General features: G+C 69.0%; 16 protein-coding genes. 7 read left to right on the top strand and 9 right to left on the bottom strand.

Annotated elements, in window-relative coordinates:
* Positions 1-21: 21 nt before the first annotated feature.
* The 6 genes from corA to JJQ90_RS10500 form a co-directional block, all read right to left on the bottom strand.
* A complete protein-coding gene (gene corA / locus JJQ90_RS10525; protein ID WP_216875028.1) occupies positions 22-1,011 on the bottom strand; it encodes a magnesium/cobalt transporter CorA in 990 nt (329 codons plus the stop codon).
* A 57-nt stretch (positions 1,012-1,068) separates the two neighbouring features.
* Positions 1,069-1,755, bottom strand: coding sequence for an acireductone synthase (gene mtnC, locus JJQ90_RS10520; protein ID WP_216875026.1), 687 nt, complete (start codon positions 1,753-1,755; stop codon positions 1,069-1,071).
* Positions 1,752-2,291 carry a 1,2-dihydroxy-3-keto-5-methylthiopentene dioxygenase gene (locus JJQ90_RS10515; RefSeq protein WP_216875024.1) on the bottom strand — a complete coding sequence of 180 codons (540 nt, stop codon included), beginning with the start codon at positions 2,289-2,291 and terminating at the stop codon, positions 1,752-1,754. The genes mtnC and JJQ90_RS10515 overlap by 4 nt, the downstream gene beginning before the upstream one ends.
* Positions 2,288-2,908 (bottom strand): methylthioribulose 1-phosphate dehydratase, encoded by a 621-nt coding sequence (locus JJQ90_RS10510; RefSeq protein ID WP_216875022.1) that lies wholly within the window; start codon positions 2,906-2,908, stop codon positions 2,288-2,290. Before JJQ90_RS10510 ends, JJQ90_RS10515 begins: the two co-directional genes overlap by 4 nt.
* Before the next feature lie 3 nt (positions 2,909-2,911).
* Positions 2,912-4,957: a TRAP transporter permease gene (locus tag JJQ90_RS10505; RefSeq protein WP_216875019.1), complete on the bottom strand. Its 2,046-nt coding sequence runs from the start codon at positions 4,955-4,957 to the stop codon at positions 2,912-2,914.
* Between the two features lie 214 nt (positions 4,958-5,171).
* Entirely contained in the window at positions 5,172-5,441 is a 270-nt protein-coding gene (locus JJQ90_RS10500) for a twin-arginine translocase TatA/TatE family subunit (RefSeq protein ID WP_216875017.1), read from the bottom strand.
* Positions 5,442-5,843: 402 nt separating this feature from the next.
* Between JJQ90_RS10500 and JJQ90_RS10495 the strand changes: the two genes are divergently transcribed.
* Complete coding sequence (locus tag JJQ90_RS10495) at positions 5,844-6,875, top strand: TerC family protein (protein ID WP_230410522.1); 1,032 nt, start codon at positions 5,844-5,846, stop codon at positions 6,873-6,875.
* Between the two features lie 33 nt (positions 6,876-6,908).
* On the opposite strand, the gene JJQ90_RS10490 is transcribed toward JJQ90_RS10495, so the two are convergent.
* From JJQ90_RS10490 to JJQ90_RS10480, 3 genes are all read right to left on the bottom strand, one after another.
* Complete coding sequence (locus tag JJQ90_RS10490; RefSeq protein ID WP_216875015.1) at positions 6,909-7,832, bottom strand: manganese catalase family protein; 924 nt, start codon at positions 7,830-7,832, stop codon at positions 6,909-6,911.
* Between the two features lie 443 nt (positions 7,833-8,275).
* Entirely contained in the window at positions 8,276-9,049 is a 774-nt protein-coding gene (locus JJQ90_RS10485; protein ID WP_216875013.1) for a phosphodiesterase, read from the bottom strand.
* Positions 9,046-9,597: a GNAT family N-acetyltransferase gene (locus JJQ90_RS10480; protein ID WP_216875011.1), complete on the bottom strand. Its 552-nt coding sequence runs from the start codon at positions 9,595-9,597 to the stop codon at positions 9,046-9,048. The genes JJQ90_RS10485 and JJQ90_RS10480 overlap by 4 nt, the downstream gene beginning before the upstream one ends.
* A gap of 99 nt (positions 9,598-9,696) precedes the next feature.
* Between JJQ90_RS10480 and JJQ90_RS10475 the strand changes: the two genes are divergently transcribed.
* Genes JJQ90_RS10475 through JJQ90_RS10450 form a run of 6 tightly spaced genes read left to right on the top strand, consistent with a single transcriptional unit; the run spans position 9,697 to position 14,733 of the window.
* A complete protein-coding gene (locus JJQ90_RS10475) occupies positions 9,697-10,617 on the top strand; it encodes a LysR family transcriptional regulator (RefSeq protein ID WP_216875009.1) in 921 nt (306 codons plus the stop codon).
* A gap of 56 nt (positions 10,618-10,673) precedes the next feature.
* Positions 10,674-11,873 carry a CaiB/BaiF CoA transferase family protein gene (locus JJQ90_RS10470; RefSeq protein WP_216875008.1) on the top strand — a complete coding sequence of 400 codons (1,200 nt, stop codon included), beginning with the start codon at positions 10,674-10,676 and terminating at the stop codon, positions 11,871-11,873.
* Positions 11,866-12,780, top strand: coding sequence for a hydroxymethylglutaryl-CoA lyase (locus JJQ90_RS10465; protein WP_216875007.1), 915 nt, complete (start codon positions 11,866-11,868; stop codon positions 12,778-12,780). The genes JJQ90_RS10470 and JJQ90_RS10465 overlap by 8 nt, the downstream gene beginning before the upstream one ends.
* Before the next feature lie 8 nt (positions 12,781-12,788).
* Positions 12,789-13,139, top strand: coding sequence for an ASCH domain-containing protein (locus JJQ90_RS10460; RefSeq protein WP_216875006.1), 351 nt, complete (start codon positions 12,789-12,791; stop codon positions 13,137-13,139).
* 52 nt (positions 13,140-13,191) lie between these two features.
* Positions 13,192-13,698, top strand: coding sequence for a CHAP domain-containing protein (locus tag JJQ90_RS10455; RefSeq protein ID WP_216875005.1), 507 nt, complete (start codon positions 13,192-13,194; stop codon positions 13,696-13,698).
* A 57-nt stretch (positions 13,699-13,755) separates the two neighbouring features.
* Entirely contained in the window at positions 13,756-14,733 is a 978-nt protein-coding gene (locus JJQ90_RS10450; RefSeq protein ID WP_216875004.1) for a Bug family tripartite tricarboxylate transporter substrate binding protein, read from the top strand.
* Positions 14,734-14,735: the final 2 nt, after the last annotated feature.

The raw sequence follows: 14,735 nt of genomic DNA, 5'->3' as shown, positions 1-14,735 counted from the left end.
CGAGGAGCAGGGCGGGCAGGATCAGAACCAGCCCTTCCGCTTGAAATAGACGATGGGCAGAAGGGCGGAGACCACCATCAGCCCCAGGGCGGCCGGGTAGCCCCAGCTCTGGCTCAGCTCCGGCATGTATTGAAAATTCATGCCGTAGATGCTGGCGATCAATGTCGGCGGCATCAGCGCGACAGAGGCCACGGTGAAGGTCTTGATGATGTTGCTCTGCTCGACATTGACGATGCCGAGCACCGCATCCAGCAGGAATTGCGCCTTGTCGTTCAACACCTTCGCATGATCCACAAGGCTCCGCACGTCCCGCACCAACGTCTTGATGAGGACCTGGTTCTCCTTGCGCACCGCATGCGATTTCTCGGCACCCACGAAGGTCAGGATGCGCGACAGGCCGAGCAGGGTCTCCGAAGCCCGGGTCGTCACCTCACCCACCAGGCCGAGGGTGATGAGCGTGTCCCGCAAATGATCGCCGCCCAGCGTGGCCTTGCTGCCGGCCTTGGCCCTGGCGCCGCGGAAGGTGGCGGAGGAAGCACGGTCCATGTCGGCGCCCAGCCGTTCCAGCACATCGGCCAGCCGGTCGACGATCTGCTCGAACAGATGCAGCATCACGCCATCCGGCGTCGCCACCAAAGTGGGGGTGCGCTGGCAGCGCAGGGCGAAGACGGAAAAGGCCTTGGGCGTGGCATAGCGCACCGTGACCAGCGCCTGGTTGCTGAGCACGAAGGTGATCGGCGTGGAGCCGTAATCGCCGCCTTCCACCCCATAGAGAAAATTGGCGGTGAGGAACAACGCCTCCTCCTCCCGATAGAGGCGGGAGGAGCTTTCGATCTCCTGCATCTCCTCACGGGTCGGGATTTCGAGTCGCAGAGCCTCCTGCACCGCCCGCTCCTCCTCCGGAGTCGGGTTCAGGAGGTCGATCCAGGCGGCCTCGGCGATCCGTTCCGGCGACAAGACACCGTCGCGCAAGGCGAGACGGCCGTCGAGGACGGCGTAGCTCGTCATCATGTTGGTGTCTCCCGCGCCCCGGGGGCTCCGGCATCTAGCCTGCCGGGGTGGGGGCTGTCACCGGGTCAGGGGCAGGCCGAAGCGCGTCGTGACCATGGGGAAATCGGCGGCCTCCGGATGTCTCCCGCAAGCCACAGTGTTGTCCCCCTGCCGCACCAATTGGCAGGTCAGAAGCCCTGCCGCCGCCGCCGCATCCAGCTCCTCCGCCACATCCGACAGGAACAGGATGGCGGCCGGCGGCTGGCCCGATTGCGCGGCGATCGCGGCATAGGAGGCGGCCTCCCGCTTCCCGCCCATCCGGGTGTCGTAGAAGCCGGAGAATAGCGGCAGCAGGTCGCCCGAATCGGAATGGCCGAAGAGCAGCTTCTGGGCAGAGACGGAGCCGGAGGAATAGACCGCGAGTGCGACCCCGCCCGCATGCCAGGCGCGCAGGCAGGGCGCCACATCGGGCCAGAGATGGCCGCGCAGCCGGCCGTCGCGGAAACCCGCTTCCCAGATCAGCCCCTGAAGGGATTTCAGCGGCGTGACCTTGGCATCCGCCGCCATCCAGCCGCGCAGCGTCGCCACGCGGTCCGGCCCCGGCACCTCCGCCAGGATCGCCGCCACCTCCGGCTCCGCGCCACGCGCGGCCAGGAAGGCGTCCAACTCGGCCTCGGCAAAGGGAAACAGCCTCTCCTTGACGAAGGCGATGGCGCTGGTGGTGCCCTCGATATCGGTCAGGACCAGCCTGGGCCGCGTGGTCATGCCGTGGCGGCAGGGAAGCGGGTCGCCATGTCGGTGCCGGTGTAGTGCGGCGTCCAGCCGGAGGTGTCGGTGAAGACGCGCAGCACGGCGAAATCCGGATTCTCGCCCGCATCGAACCAGTGCTTGCTGTTCGCCGGCACGGAGATCAGGTCGCCCGGCGTGCAATGCGCGTCGAAGACCTTCCCGTCCACATGCAGCACGAAGTTGCCGGAGCCGGCGTGGAAGAAGCGCACCTCATCCTCGGTGTGGATGTGTTCCGACAGGAACTTGGCGCGCATCGCATCCTTCTGCGGATGGTCCGGCGTCAGCTTGATGACATCGGCCGTGCCAGCGCCGGTCTCCCCCATGAAGGCGTCGAGTCGCGGGCGATAGGCCGCCAGCACCGCCTCGGCCGGGGCATCCGCCGGCAGGTCGGCCAGCGGCCAGCGCTCGAAGCGCACGCCGATGGCGGCGAGGGTGCCGGCGATCTCGGAAGGGTCCTCGGTGACCTGGACCTGCGCATCGGTCGCGGCATCCCAGACGGTCAGACGGCTCATCGCAGGCTCCTTTCTTCCAGCGCGCAACGCAGCATGAATTCCAGCCCCTCCATGCGGGCCAGGGCGGAAGGCATGTCGGGCGCCCATACATAGGAACCGTGGCCGCGGATCAAGTAGCCGGGCGGGATGGCTGCCATCCCCCCTGGCATGCCATCCCACAGCGCATCCAGCCCGCGCTGCATGCGTGCGATGTCCTGATCGTTCGGCACCACCGGCACCGCCACCTCCGCCTCATGGGTGGGCAGCCCCGGAAAGACCTTCAGCAGTTCATAACCTGCCAGCGTCAGGCTTTCGCCGGCGGCGCGGGACAGCACGGTATTGGCGATGGAATGGCCATGCAGCACCGCGCCCGCTTCCGGAAAGCGGCGGTAGATGCCGCAATGCAGAAGCGTTTCGGCCGAGGACCGCTGCCGGGAATCCTCCGCCACCCCATCCAGGTCCACCACCATCACGTCATCGGTCGTGAGGAAGCCCTTGTGGCGGCCGGAGACGGTGACGGCGAGCCGCCGCGCATCCAGCCGCACCGAAAAATTCCCCGCCGTCGCCGGCACCCAGCCCAGCGCATCCAGGCGTCGTCCCGCGGCGACGATCTGCGCCGCCGCCTCCTCAAGCCGCATCGCTCAGCGTCCCAGCGGTGCGCGCACCGCATCCTCATCCCCCACCTGCCGCCACTGCCAGGCGATCAGGCCGAGGCCGACGAGCAGGCCGGCGATATCGGTGAAGGCCTCCGGCACCATCAGGGCGATGGCGGCACAGCCCGAGACCACCCGCAGCGGCAGCGACAGGGCGGCGCGGAACATCCATCCCTCCGTGCAGCAGGCCAGCAGGAAGACGCCGAGCAGGGCGGAGCCCACGGCCTGCGCCACCTGCAGGGTATCGCCATGGCCGAGCAGGGCCGGCGACATCCAGAACATGTAGGGCACGATGAAGGTGGCGAGCCCCAGCTTCACCGCCTTCAGCGAGGTCTTCCACATATCGCCCCCCGCCATCCCCGCCGCGGCGAAGGAGGCAAGTGCGACCGGCGGTGTGATCGCCGAGAGCACGGCGAAGTAGAAGATGAACATATGCGCCGACAGCGCCGGCACGCCCATCTGGATCAAGCCAGGCGCCACCACCGCGGCGGCGATCGCATAGGCAGCCGTGGTCGGCACGCCCATGCCGAGGATGATGGCGACCACCATGGCGAAGATCATGGCGACCAGCGGCAGGCCGGAGGCGACCTCCAGCAGCAGCGAGGCGAAGCGCCCGCCAACGCCGGTCAGGCCGATGACGCCGGCGACGATGCCCGCCGTGGCGCAGACGGCGACAAGCTGCATCACCTCCCGCGCCGAGCCGGACAGGGCCTCCAGTATTCCACGGAACAGGTCGACCACGGTGCCGACCACCGCCTGCACCGGACCCGCGCGCTGCACCGTCAGATGATGCAGCAGGAAGGTGACGGTCATGATGATGAGGGCGGCGGCGATGCCCCAGGCGGCAGCCCGGAAGGGGGAGTAGCCGCTCAGCAGCACCGCGATCAGCACAACCAGCGGCGTCAGCATATAGACGCGCCGCGCCAGGTCGATGATCCGCGGCAGCTCGCTCCAGGGCAGGCCATACAGCCGCGCCTTGCGCGCATGCAGGTCGCAATGGGTATAGACCGCGAAGTAGAACAGCAGCGCCGGGATCACGCCGGCCAGGGCGATCTCGGTATAGGGCATGCCCAGCACCTCGGACATGATGAAGGCGCCCGCCCCCATCACCGGCGGCGCCAACTGGCCGCCTGTGGACGCCGTGGCCTCCACCGCGCCCGCCGTCTCACGGTCGTAGCCGCCGCGGCGCATCATCGGGATGGTGAAGGTGCCGGAGGCGACGACATTGGCGACCGAACTGCCGCTGACCGTGCCGAACATGAAGGAGGACACGACGGCCACCTTGGCCTGCCCGCCCCGCGCCCAGCCCACCAGCCCCATGGCCAGGTCGTTGAAATACTCCCCGGCGCGGGAGGCCTGGAGGAAGGCGGCGAAGGTGACGAACATGATGATGAAGGTGGAGGACACCTGCACGATGGTGCCCAGCACGCCGTTGTTGTTGAACAGCTCCACCAGCGCCTGATCCAGGTTGACGCCGCGGTGGTAGAGCATGCCGGGCATCCAGGGCCCGACGAAGCAATAGGCGATGAAGGTGCCGGCGATGATGGGCATGGCGAGGCCCGCGCTGCGGCGGGCGAATTCCATGACGATCAGGATCCCGACGCCGGCCACCAGCAGGTCCTGCATATTCGGACCCATGAAGCTGCGCATCTCGATGCCGTCGCCGTCGAGCACGTAATGCGCGACGATCAGCAGGCAGGGGATCATCACCAGCCAGTCGTACCAGGGCACCGTATTGCCGGCGCGGCTGGCGGAGGGGGCAAACAGCGCGAAGCCCAATATGGCGCCCAGAAACACATGCGCCGCCCGCGCCACGGTCGGGTCCACCGGCAGCACCAGCAGGATCCACATATGCCACAGCACATAGGCGGCCGCGGCGTATTTCCACAGCAGCGCCGGCCAACCGGTCAGGCTGCGGCGGGAGGAGGCGAATTCGGTGTCGTCCACCGGCTTGGTGACGGCAACGGTATCGGAAGCGCCCCCCGCGACCGGATGCCGCGTTTCCGGCGAGCCCGGCTGTCCCGGCTGTTGCATTCTTATTGCCCCCCTGAAGACACACGAAACGCCGGTCCCGCCTGACGGAACCGGCGCCTACCGCCATGCCGCACGGTGCGGAACGGCGCACATCACAGGGGCGTGAGCTTAGGGCCACAACCCCAGGCCGGCAACAGGGATGCCGGCCACGCCACCAACCCAGGCCACAACCCCAACAGGCCACGGCGCCTCATGGCGCCGGGCTCGGCCCGTATCAGGCCGCGGGGCGGGACGGGTTGGCCGCCTGCGCCGTGTTCTGCTGCGTGCCCGGCGCGGCGATGGTGCCGGCCGGCGGCGCCGGGGTCTGGGAAGCCGGATCGGCCGCCATCGAAGCGTCCTTGCCGTCCTCTTCCTTGATGTTGGCCTTGAAGGACTTGATGCCCTTCGCAACGTCCCCCATCAGCCCGCTGATCTTCCCGCTGCCGAACAGCAGCAGGATGACGAGCAGGACGACAAGCCAATGCCAGATGCTGAACGAACCCATAGCGACGCCTCGATCCCGTGAGCGGCCTACCTGTCGAAGGCGGCCGGATTGCCTCGTAGGCGGAGAGTAGTCCGCCCTCGCGTCTTCCGCAAACCGGACATGGCCTGCCGGGCCGCCCGAGACAACCGGGGGGCACGCCGATTTCGCGCCAGCCGGCCCGAATCAGCGCCGCGCCGGAAATGGCCAAATTATTTCCATCCATCCATCTCGGGGGCTTGAAGGCCTGGGGGGGGTCCCCCCACGTCGCTCCCTGATCCGGGCCCCTCTGGCGGCTCGGGCGGCGTCACGCCGCCCCCGCGATGTCGGATCGCCAGAGCCTGCCACGACCCCGGCCCGGATCGTGACACCCGTTGCCGGGGTGCCCTTGTGAATCCGTGCCCTGAAAAGGGGTGCCGGTTCCGCATGACCCGGAGCGAAAAATTCATGGACTTCCTGCTGCTGGAATGGGTCGGCAAGCCGATCTGGATGTGGCTTGGCTTCCTCGCCATCGTCTTCGGCCTGCTGGCCTTCGATCTCGGCGTCCTGAACAAGAAGGACAAGGAGATGGGCATCGGCGAGAGCCTGTGGCTCTCCGCCTTCTACATCAGCTTCGCCACACTTTATGGCGGCGCCATCTGGTGGGCCTATGAAGCCGGGCACATCACGACCGAGGACGGCACCCATGCCGGGGTGACCTATTTCACCGGCTTCTTCATCGAGAAGGCGCTGTCGATCGACAATGTCTTCGTCATCAGCCTGATCTTCGGCTTCTTCGCCATCCCCCGTAAGTACCAGTACCGCGCGCTCGTCTGGGGCATCATCGCGGTGATCGTGCTGCGCGGCCTGATGATCGGCATCGGCGCGGCGCTGGTGCAGGAATATGACTGGCTGCTGTTCATCTTCGGCGCCTTCCTGATCGGCACCGGCATCAAGATGATGGTGGTGCAGGAAGGTGACACGGATATCTCGAAGAACCCGGTGGTGCGCTTCCTGAAGCGCCACATGCGGGTGACGGACGAGCTGCACGACCAGAAGTTCTTCATCCGCCAGCCGGACCCGAAGACCGGCAAGATGGTCGCCTGGGCCACGCCGCTGTTCCTGGCGCTGGTCGTCATCAACCTGGCCGACCTGGTCTTCGCGGTGGACAGCGTGCCGGCGATCTTCGCCATCACGACGGACACCTTCATCGTCTACACCGCCAATATCATGGCGATCCTGGGCCTGCGCGCGCTGTACTTCGCGCTGTCCGCCATGGTGCACCGCTTCCACTACCTGAAATACGCGCTGGCAATGGTGCTGGTCTTCATCGGCGCGAAGATCTTCTGGAACCAGATCTTCGGGAAGGTCGACCCGATCATCTCGCTCGGCGTCACCGCGGCGCTGATCGCGGGCGGCGTGTTCTACTCGCTCTGGCGCACCCGCAACGAGAAGGCGGAGATCGAGAAGATCGTGTGACAAGACGAGGGGGGCATCAGCCCCCCTCCCACCCTACACCTTGGCGGTCAGCTTCTTCGCGATCTCGAACATCTCCTCCGGCGCGTAGTCGGGCGTGAAGGCGGAGGGCACGCCGGTGAGCTGGTGGATCTTGCCACCCTCCGGCATGCCGGCGATCACCTCCAGCTCGCCCGGCGGATCGCCCGGCAGGGCCGTCTCGCCATTGCCCCAGATCCCGGCGATCTCCTCATAGTCGTTCGGGCTGAAGCGGTAGAGCCGGCGATGCGACCCCTCCGCCAGGTATTTCTGGCATTCCGGGATATTGCCCAGCGGGATGTTCGGCGTCGGCAGCATCTTGTGGATGTCGACGCCGGTGATGTTCTTCAGCGCCAGCGCATAGGCATGCGCATGCACCGAGCCGCGCACCAGAAGATAGCCACACACCTCCCGCGCCGTCGGGTCCTTCACCGTCTCATAGACCCGCAGCTTGTGCAGCCGCGCGCCGCATTCCAGGTGGAAGTTGTGCAGCAGGTCCACCACCACATTGCCGGTGGTGGTCACCATGTCGTTGTTCCAGGACAGGCCGTTGCTGTTCACCGGCACCGCGCCGCCACCATGCGAGAAGAAGCCCGCGGCGAGGCGGATGTCCTTCATGTCCGCGAAGGGCGCGCCGGAGATGTCGCCGCCATCCCCAGCGTCGTCGGCCTCGCTGTCCGGGCCGTTGTTCAGCATGGCGACGCCGTTGCTCACCAGTTCCAGATGGCCGAGCTCCTCCGCCGTGATGCTGGCGACCAGGCTGTAGAAGGGGCGCAGCTTCGACTTGCTTCGGAAGTTGAAACTCTGGAACAGATAGTTGCTGAGCGTGGACATCTCGCCGTACTTGCCGCCGAGCAACTCCTGAAGCGCGGCGGCCTCGTTCGGATCCTGCCGCTTCGGCGGTGGCAATTCGGTCTGCAATTTGTCGATGCGAAGAAACATGCGCCCTCTCCCTCTCTCACGGGGAGCCGAACGGCCATCGCGGCACGGCGGTTCTTTCCGGATGCCGCCGGACCCTGGCGGCGGGGCTCACCTCTGCGTGGTTCCGGCACCGGTCAGCGATGCCGTCCTGGATCGGTTGCGGACAAAAAAAGGCGGAGCCTCCGGGGGAAGGAGGCTCCGCCGAGTTGGGGATGCCGGCGAGATCGGGGGGAAGAGGGCCGGCATCCAGAGGGAGAGACGGGGTGCGGAAGCTCGGCAACCCCAGGGACGTTATGCGCCCATAATGGTTTCGCATTGGTTTCCATATGTCGCGCGGCGCTGTCTTTTCACGTCGGCACGCCTGCCCCGGACGGCGCCGTCACAGGGGGCACCGGAGGCGCCGCCGCGCCGGGCGTGAAGCGGCCCGGGACCCGGGCCGGGCTGGCGCGGGACGGCCTGATCGTTCAGCGGCTTTCGCCATCCGGCAGTTCCTCAAGATGCGCGACGACGGCTTCGGGGGAAACCAGCACCACACCGTATCCTGGTGCCTCGAAGCTCACCGGCGCGACATCCTGCGTCACGAAGTCGAGCGCGATCTGGTGGTTCGTTCCCCTGACGCCGGAGAACGGCACGCCGTGCCAGGACCCGGCCAAGGCGCGGTGCAGGTGCCCCACGAACATGTGCCGTACCCGGCCGAGGTGTGGTCGCAGGACGCCCAGCAGCGATTCGCCGTCGCGCAGGCGGATACGGTCCATCCGGCCCAGCCCGACCCTGAACGGGGGATGATGAAGTCCCAGGAAGACCGGTCCCGAACTGGTCCGCAAAGCGCGCTCCAGCCAGGCAAGGCGCTGCGCGCAGAGCCTGCCCTCCGCCTGCTGCGGTTCGTGGGTGTCGAGCAGGATGAAACGCCCCTCCGGCGTGTCGAAGGCGTCCTGAACGAATCCGCACTCGCTCACGGGCACATGGGGGAAGGCGGCGCGGAAGGCAGCGCGGCTGTCGTGATTGCCGATCGTGACGTGCAGCGGCATCGGCATTTCCGCCAGGATCGCGCGCGCCGCCGCATAGCCGCCCGGCTCGCCGCCATGGGTGAGGTCGCCCGTCAGCACCACGAAGGCGGCGTCCGCGTGGAAGCGCCGGATATGCGCGACGCAGCGCCGGAGGCGGTCCCGCGGGTCGAGGCCGTGCAGGGTCGCGCCGGAGCCGACGAGGTGCAGGTCCGAGAGGTGGATGAACTTCACGCCGCCGCCCGGCCGGAGCGCACCGGCTTGCTCATGATGACGCTGCGATAGTTGGTGTGGGACCACTGGGTGTGCTCGATGAAGCGGTAGCCCCGGCGCCGGTACAGGGCGACGAGGTGTTCCGCCGGCTCCGCGGTGTCGAGCGCGATCTCCTTCGCCCCCGTCTCGGCCGCACGCCGCTCCGCGAGGTCCAGCAGGCGGGCGCCCAGGCCCGTGCCCTGCCATTCCGGCGCGACGGCGAACTGGCCGAGGCTCGCGACCTCGGGCCGGTCGAGCCAGGGGGAGCCGGCGGTGCGGTCCGCGGGTTTGAACAGGATCGTGCCGACGATGCCCCCATCCGCGCGGGCGACCCAGCACTCGCCCGAGGCGGCGCGCTCGCGCGTCACCGCATCGGACTGGTGCGTCGCCATGTAGCGCGGCCCCATGGCGGCCAGCGGCGCATAGGCGCGGTGCAGCAGGCTCGTCAGCTCGGAGACGGGGGCCGCCGGATCGAGGATTCGAAACGCGGCGCGGCCGGCTAGGGCACTGGCGGGAGAGAGGGCGGTCATCTGCGGAAACCCTTTGGGAGCGTTGCGGGATGCTGCCCAGCGGCCGCGGCAATTGAAAGAAAGTCTTTTCGATACGCCGCATTAGAATAAGCTGCGGTTATGCCCGAGCCATCGCTCCGCCAGCTCCGCACCTTCCTCGCCGTGGTCGAGGCCGGAAGCGTTTCCTCCGCCGCGCGGCTGCTGCACCTGACCCAGCCGGCGGTCAGCCAGCAGCTCCGCGAGTTGGAGCGCGGCCTCGGCGTCCGCCTCCTGGACCGCGCCGCCGGCCGGATGATCCCGAACGCGGCCGGAGCCGCGCTGCTGGAGCCGGCCCGGCGGGCGACCTCGGCGGCCGCGGACGCCATGGCGGCCGCCGCGGAGCACGGGCGGGGCGAGACCGGGCGGCTGCGGCTGGGCACCGGGGCGACCGCCTGCATCCACCTGCTGCCGCCCGTGCTGCAGCGGGTGAAGGCGGCGATGCCCGGCCTCGTGCTCAGCGTCGCCATCGGCAATACGGGGGAGCTGCTGCCGCGGCTGGAGGCCGGCGACCTCGATGTCGTCCTGGCGACCCTGCCCGTGCCGGCGGGCCGGGCGCTGAGCACCACCCGGCTGATGTCCGACCCGCTGCTCGCTTTGCTGCCCGCCGCAGGGGGCGAGGGGCCGATCACCGCCAAGGCGCTCGGGGCCTGGCCGCTGATCCTCTACGAGCAAGGCGGCAATACGCGGGCGGTCACCGATGCCTGGTTCCGGCGCGCCGGCGTCAAGCCGGAGCCGGTGATGGCGCTGGGCAGCGTCGAGGCGATCAAGACGCTGGTGGGCTCGGGCCTGGGTGCCGCCGTGCTGCCGGCGCTGGCCTTGCGCGAGCCCCCTCCCGGCACGGTCACGCGCCCGCTTCGGCCGGCCGCCGCGCGAAGCCTCGGCTGCGTGCTGCGGAAGGAGAAGGTGCTGGACCGGGGATTGCGGCTTTTCCTGGCCGAGTTGAACCGCGAGGTGAGGACGGATGACCCTGCGGCGGCGGCCGAATTCCCCGCCTCCCGGTGATACCCGAGCGGGCTTTTTTGCCCTAAGCCCCTTCGGCACGGTTCGGGAGAAGAGGCATGGCGGGGAATGGATCGGCGGGGCTTCCCTTGGCGGGGCTCAAGGTGATCGAGCTGGGCCACTACATCGCCGGCCCCTTCGCCACGCGGCTGCTGGCCGATCTCGGCGCCGAGGTCATCAAGATCGAGCCGCCGGAGGGTGACCCGATCCGTGGCTGGGGCAGCCGGCACAACGGCCACCCCGTCTGGTTCAGCATCCATGGCCGCAACAAGCTGTCGGTGGTGATCGACCTGAAGTCGGCCAAGGGGCGGGAGCGCATCCTGAAGCTGGTGGCCCGCGCCGATGCGCTGGTGGAGAATTTCCGGCCCGGCTTCCTGGAGCGCATCGGTCTGGGGCCGGAGGTGCTGCATGAGGCCAATCCGCGCCTCGTCATCGCCCGCGTCTCCGGCTTCGGCCAGGACGGACCCTATCGCGACAAGCCCGCCTTCGGCTCGATCGGGGAGGCGATGGGCGGGTTGCGCCACCTGACGGCGACGCCGGGCGTCACGGACCATCCGCCGCCGCGCTGCGGGGTTTCGATCAGCGACGACCTGGCGGGAATGTATGCGGCGCTGGCCGTCACCTCCGCCTGCTGGGGCATCAAGGGCGATCCGCAGGCCAAGGGCCGCATCATCGATGTGGATCTGGTCGGCGCGGTGTTCAGCCTGATGGAGGGGATGCTGCCGGAATACGGGCTGACCGGGGCGATCCGCCAGCCGGCGGGCTCCGCCATCCTGACCGCGGCACCGACCAACACCTATCTCTGCGCCGATGGGAAGTGGCTTTGCATCGGCGGCAATTCGGACCCGATTTTCAAGCGGCTGTGCGATGCCATCGGCAACCCGGCGATGGGTGCCGATCCCCGCTTCGCCGACAATCGCGGCCGCTGCGCCAATATGGCGGAAATCGACGCCGAGATCGGCCGCTGGACCCGCACTTTGCCCGCCGCCGAGGCGGAGGCGGCGCTGGAGGCGGCCGACATCCCCTGCTCCCGCCTCTACGACATCCGCGACTGCGCCGAGGACCCGCATTTCCGCGCCCGGCAGACGGTGATGGAGGTGGAGGACCCGCTGATCGGCACCACCCTGCTCCACCCCGCCGCCCCCTTCCGCTTCGACGGCGTGACCCCGCGCGAGATGGTGCGCTGGACGGCGCCGGCCGTGGGCGCGCACAACGACCATGTCTTTGGTGAACTGCTGGGGGAAGCCCGCGATGCATAGCGCCGTGATCTCGGAAGTCGCCCCGCGCGACGGGCTGCAGTCCATCGGCCCCTTAGTGCCGACCGAAACCAAGATCGCGCTGGTGCGGAAGCTCCACGCCGCCGGGCTGCGGCGGATGGAAATCGGCTCCTTCGTCAGCCCGAAGGCCATCCCGCAGATGGCCGATACCGGCGCGGTGCTGGAAGCGGCACTCGCTCTGCCAGGGCTGGAGGCCACCGTGCTGGCGCCAAACCGCCGGGGGTTCGAGATGGCGAAGGCGGCCGGCGCGCATCGCGTCGGCGTCTTCATGTCCGTCACCGAAAGCCACAACAAGGCCAATGTGAACCGCAGCCGGATGGACAGTTTTGTCGACCTGTCCGGCATCGTCGCCGATGCGCGCGCGGCCGGGATGAAGCTGCGCTTCAACCTCTCCTGCGCCTTCCACTGCCCCTTCGAGGGTGTGGTGCCGGAGGAGGAGGCACTGGATTGGGTGGAGCGGGTGCAGGCGCTGGACCAGGACATCGAGATCAGCATCTGCGACACCACCGGCAATGCCGCGCCGGACCAGGTGCGCCGCGTCTTCGCCCATGCGATCCGAAGCTGGCCAGGCCCCGATGGCCAGCCGCGCTTCGCCTTCCACGGCCATGACACCTACGGCCTGGGCGTGGCCAATTGCGCCGCGGCCTGGGAGGCTGGCTGCCGCGTCTTCGACAGCGCGGCCGGCGGCCTCGGCGGCTGCCCCTTCGCGCCGGGGGCGACCGGCAATGTGGCGACGGAGGATGTCGCCTGGCTGTTTTCCCGCATGGGCGTGGCGACGGGCATCGGTTGGCCGGCGCTGCTCGAGGCTGCCGATTTCGCGGCCGCCATTCCTGGCGCGCTGCCGGGCGGGCGGATGCGGGCGGTGCCGGCGGCGCGGCGCGCGGCGTAGCGCCTGCCTTGCGCGCGCTCTCCGTCGTCCGGCCCGGCGGCAGCCTGATCGCCGCCGGGCAAAAGACGTTGGAGGTGCGGCGCTGGGCGCCGGAGCTGAGCCCCACCGACGACCTGCTGATCGTCGAGAATGGCCGCTTCCTGCGACAGGATGGGGATGAGGACCCGAACGGCATGGCCGTGGCGGTGGTCCGCGTGAAGGCCATCCGCCCCTTCATCGCTGCCGACATGACGGCCGCCTGCGCCAGCTTCTTCGAGGAGGGCTGGCTGGCCTGGGAACTGTCCAACCTGCGGCCCCTGCCTCCGGGCCGGCGATTGCGGGCGGCGCGGCGGATCTATGAGGTGGATTTCACGCCCTGATCCGCCATTCGACCCTCGGCTTCGGCGGGGTTCTGCTGCTAGTTTCAACGCCATGCGCCGCGTCCTTCCCATCCTGCTGCTGCTCGCCGTCGCCGCCTGTGGCGGCGGGCGGGGCACCGCCCCCGCGGTGGTCGCGCCGCTGCGGCCGCATCTCGGGGAGCCCATCTCCTGCGTCCCCTATGCCCGCGCCCGTTCCGGCATCGGGCTATCGGGCGATGCCTGGCAGTGGTGGGACGCCGCGGCGGGGCGTTACGACCGTGGGGCGGCGCCACGGCCGGGCAGCGTGCTGGTGCTCGGGCGCAGCGGCCGCATGCGGGCTGGGCATGTCGCCGTCGTCGCCCGCGTGCTCGGACCGCGCGAAATCATGGTGGACCACGCCAATTGGGCCAGCGGCGCGGCGCGGGGGCGGATCGCCACCGACCAGCGCGTGGTGGATGTCTCCCCGGGCAATGACTGGTCGCGGGTGCGGGTCTGGTACCCGCCGATCAACGCCCTCGGCATCACCGCCTATCCCGCCAACGGCTTCATCCACGCCACGACCCGCTTCGCCGGCGGCTGAGCCTTTTCGCGCGACGCCGCAACGGGCATTCTGTTCCGCAAGATTCCGGAGGAAACCATGAACACGACCCGTCGCGGCCTGATGGCCGCCGCCCTTGCCACTGCCCCTTTGCTCTCAGCCCGCGCCCAGTCCGCCTGGCCGGACCGGCCGCTGCGCTTCATCGTGCCCTTCCCGGCGGGATCGAGCCCGGACCTGACCGGCCGCGTGACCTCCGCGCATCTGGCGACGGCGCTCGGCCAGCCGGTGGTGGTGGAGAACCGGGCCGGCGCCGGCGGCAATATCGGCACCGATGCGATGGCCAAGGCGACCGATGGCCACACCATCGGCCTGTCGATCAACGGCCCGCTCTCCACCGCCCCGGCGCTGTTCCCGAACCTGCCCTATGACCCGGTGCGGGACCTGAAGGCGATTTCGCTGCTGGTGCGCGGGCCGCAATTCCTGGTGGTGAACAAGGACCTGCCGGTGACGGACCTGGCCGGTTTCATCGCCCATGTCCGCGCCAATCCCGGCAAGCTCGCCTATGGCACGGTCGGCCCGGGCTCGGGCGGGCATCTCGGCATGGTCGACCTGGCGGCCAAGGCCGGGGGGCTGGAGATGCTGCACGTGCCCTATCGCGGCTTCCCCGATGCGACGCTGGATCTCGTCGCCGGGCGCATCCAGGCGATGGTGGTCACCACCGCGGCGGTGATGGGCCAGGTGCGGGATGGCAGCATCCGTGCCTTGGCCGTCACCTCCGCCAACCGCTTCCACCTGACGCCGAATGTGCCGACGCTCGCCGAGCAGGGGATCCGCAATGCCGAATCCTATGGCTGGCAGATCATGGTCGCCCCGGCCAATACGCCGCCGGACCGCATCGCCCGGCTGGCGGCGGAGGTGCAGAAGGGCCTGCGCGAGCCCGCCGCCCGCCAGCGCCTGGAAGGCGCGGGCTTCGAGGTGATGGCCACCACGCCGGAGGAGGCCGCCGCCTTCCTGGCGGAGGAAACCGACCGCTGGGGCGGCATGATCCGCCGCCTCGGCATCCGCATGGATGCCTGATT

It is taken from the genome of Falsiroseomonas oleicola (assembly GCF_019029495.1).
In the GTDB taxonomy this organism is placed as follows: Bacteria; Pseudomonadota; Alphaproteobacteria; order Acetobacterales; family Acetobacteraceae; genus Falsiroseomonas; species Falsiroseomonas oleicola.
The sequence above is the reverse complement of the archived record's forward strand: the minus strand, read 5'-3'. Positions and strand labels throughout refer to the sequence as shown.

Coding starts and splice junctions, on each gene's coding strand:
- corA (WP_216875028.1), bottom strand. CDS start 1,011: ATGATGACGAGCTACGCCGTCCTCGACGGCCGTCTCGCCTTGCGCGAC.
- mtnC (WP_216875026.1), bottom strand. CDS start 1,755: ATGACCACGCGGCCCAGGCTGGTCCTGACCGATATCGAGGGCACCACC.
- JJQ90_RS10515 (WP_216875024.1), bottom strand. CDS start 2,291: ATGAGCCGTCTGACCGTCTGGGATGCCGCGACCGATGCGCAGGTCCAG.
- JJQ90_RS10510 (WP_216875022.1), bottom strand. CDS start 2,908: ATGCGGCTTGAGGAGGCGGCGGCGCAGATCGTCGCCGCGGGACGACGC.
- JJQ90_RS10505 (WP_216875019.1), bottom strand. CDS start 4,957: ATGCAACAGCCGGGACAGCCGGGCTCGCCGGAAACGCGGCATCCGGTC.
- JJQ90_RS10500 (WP_216875017.1), bottom strand. CDS start 5,441: ATGGGTTCGTTCAGCATCTGGCATTGGCTTGTCGTCCTGCTCGTCATC.
- JJQ90_RS10495 (WP_230410522.1), top strand. CDS start 5,844: ATGACCCGGAGCGAAAAATTCATGGACTTCCTGCTGCTGGAATGGGTC.
- JJQ90_RS10490 (WP_216875015.1), bottom strand. CDS start 7,832: ATGTTTCTTCGCATCGACAAATTGCAGACCGAATTGCCACCGCCGAAG.
- JJQ90_RS10480 (WP_216875011.1), bottom strand. CDS start 9,597: ATGACCGCCCTCTCTCCCGCCAGTGCCCTAGCCGGCCGCGCCGCGTTT.
- JJQ90_RS10475 (WP_216875009.1), top strand. CDS start 9,697: ATGCCCGAGCCATCGCTCCGCCAGCTCCGCACCTTCCTCGCCGTGGTC.
- JJQ90_RS10470 (WP_216875008.1), top strand. CDS start 10,674: ATGGCGGGGAATGGATCGGCGGGGCTTCCCTTGGCGGGGCTCAAGGTG.
- JJQ90_RS10465 (WP_216875007.1), top strand. CDS start 11,866: ATGCATAGCGCCGTGATCTCGGAAGTCGCCCCGCGCGACGGGCTGCAG.
- JJQ90_RS10455 (WP_216875005.1), top strand. CDS start 13,192: ATGCGCCGCGTCCTTCCCATCCTGCTGCTGCTCGCCGTCGCCGCCTGT.
- JJQ90_RS10450 (WP_216875004.1), top strand. CDS start 13,756: ATGAACACGACCCGTCGCGGCCTGATGGCCGCCGCCCTTGCCACTGCC.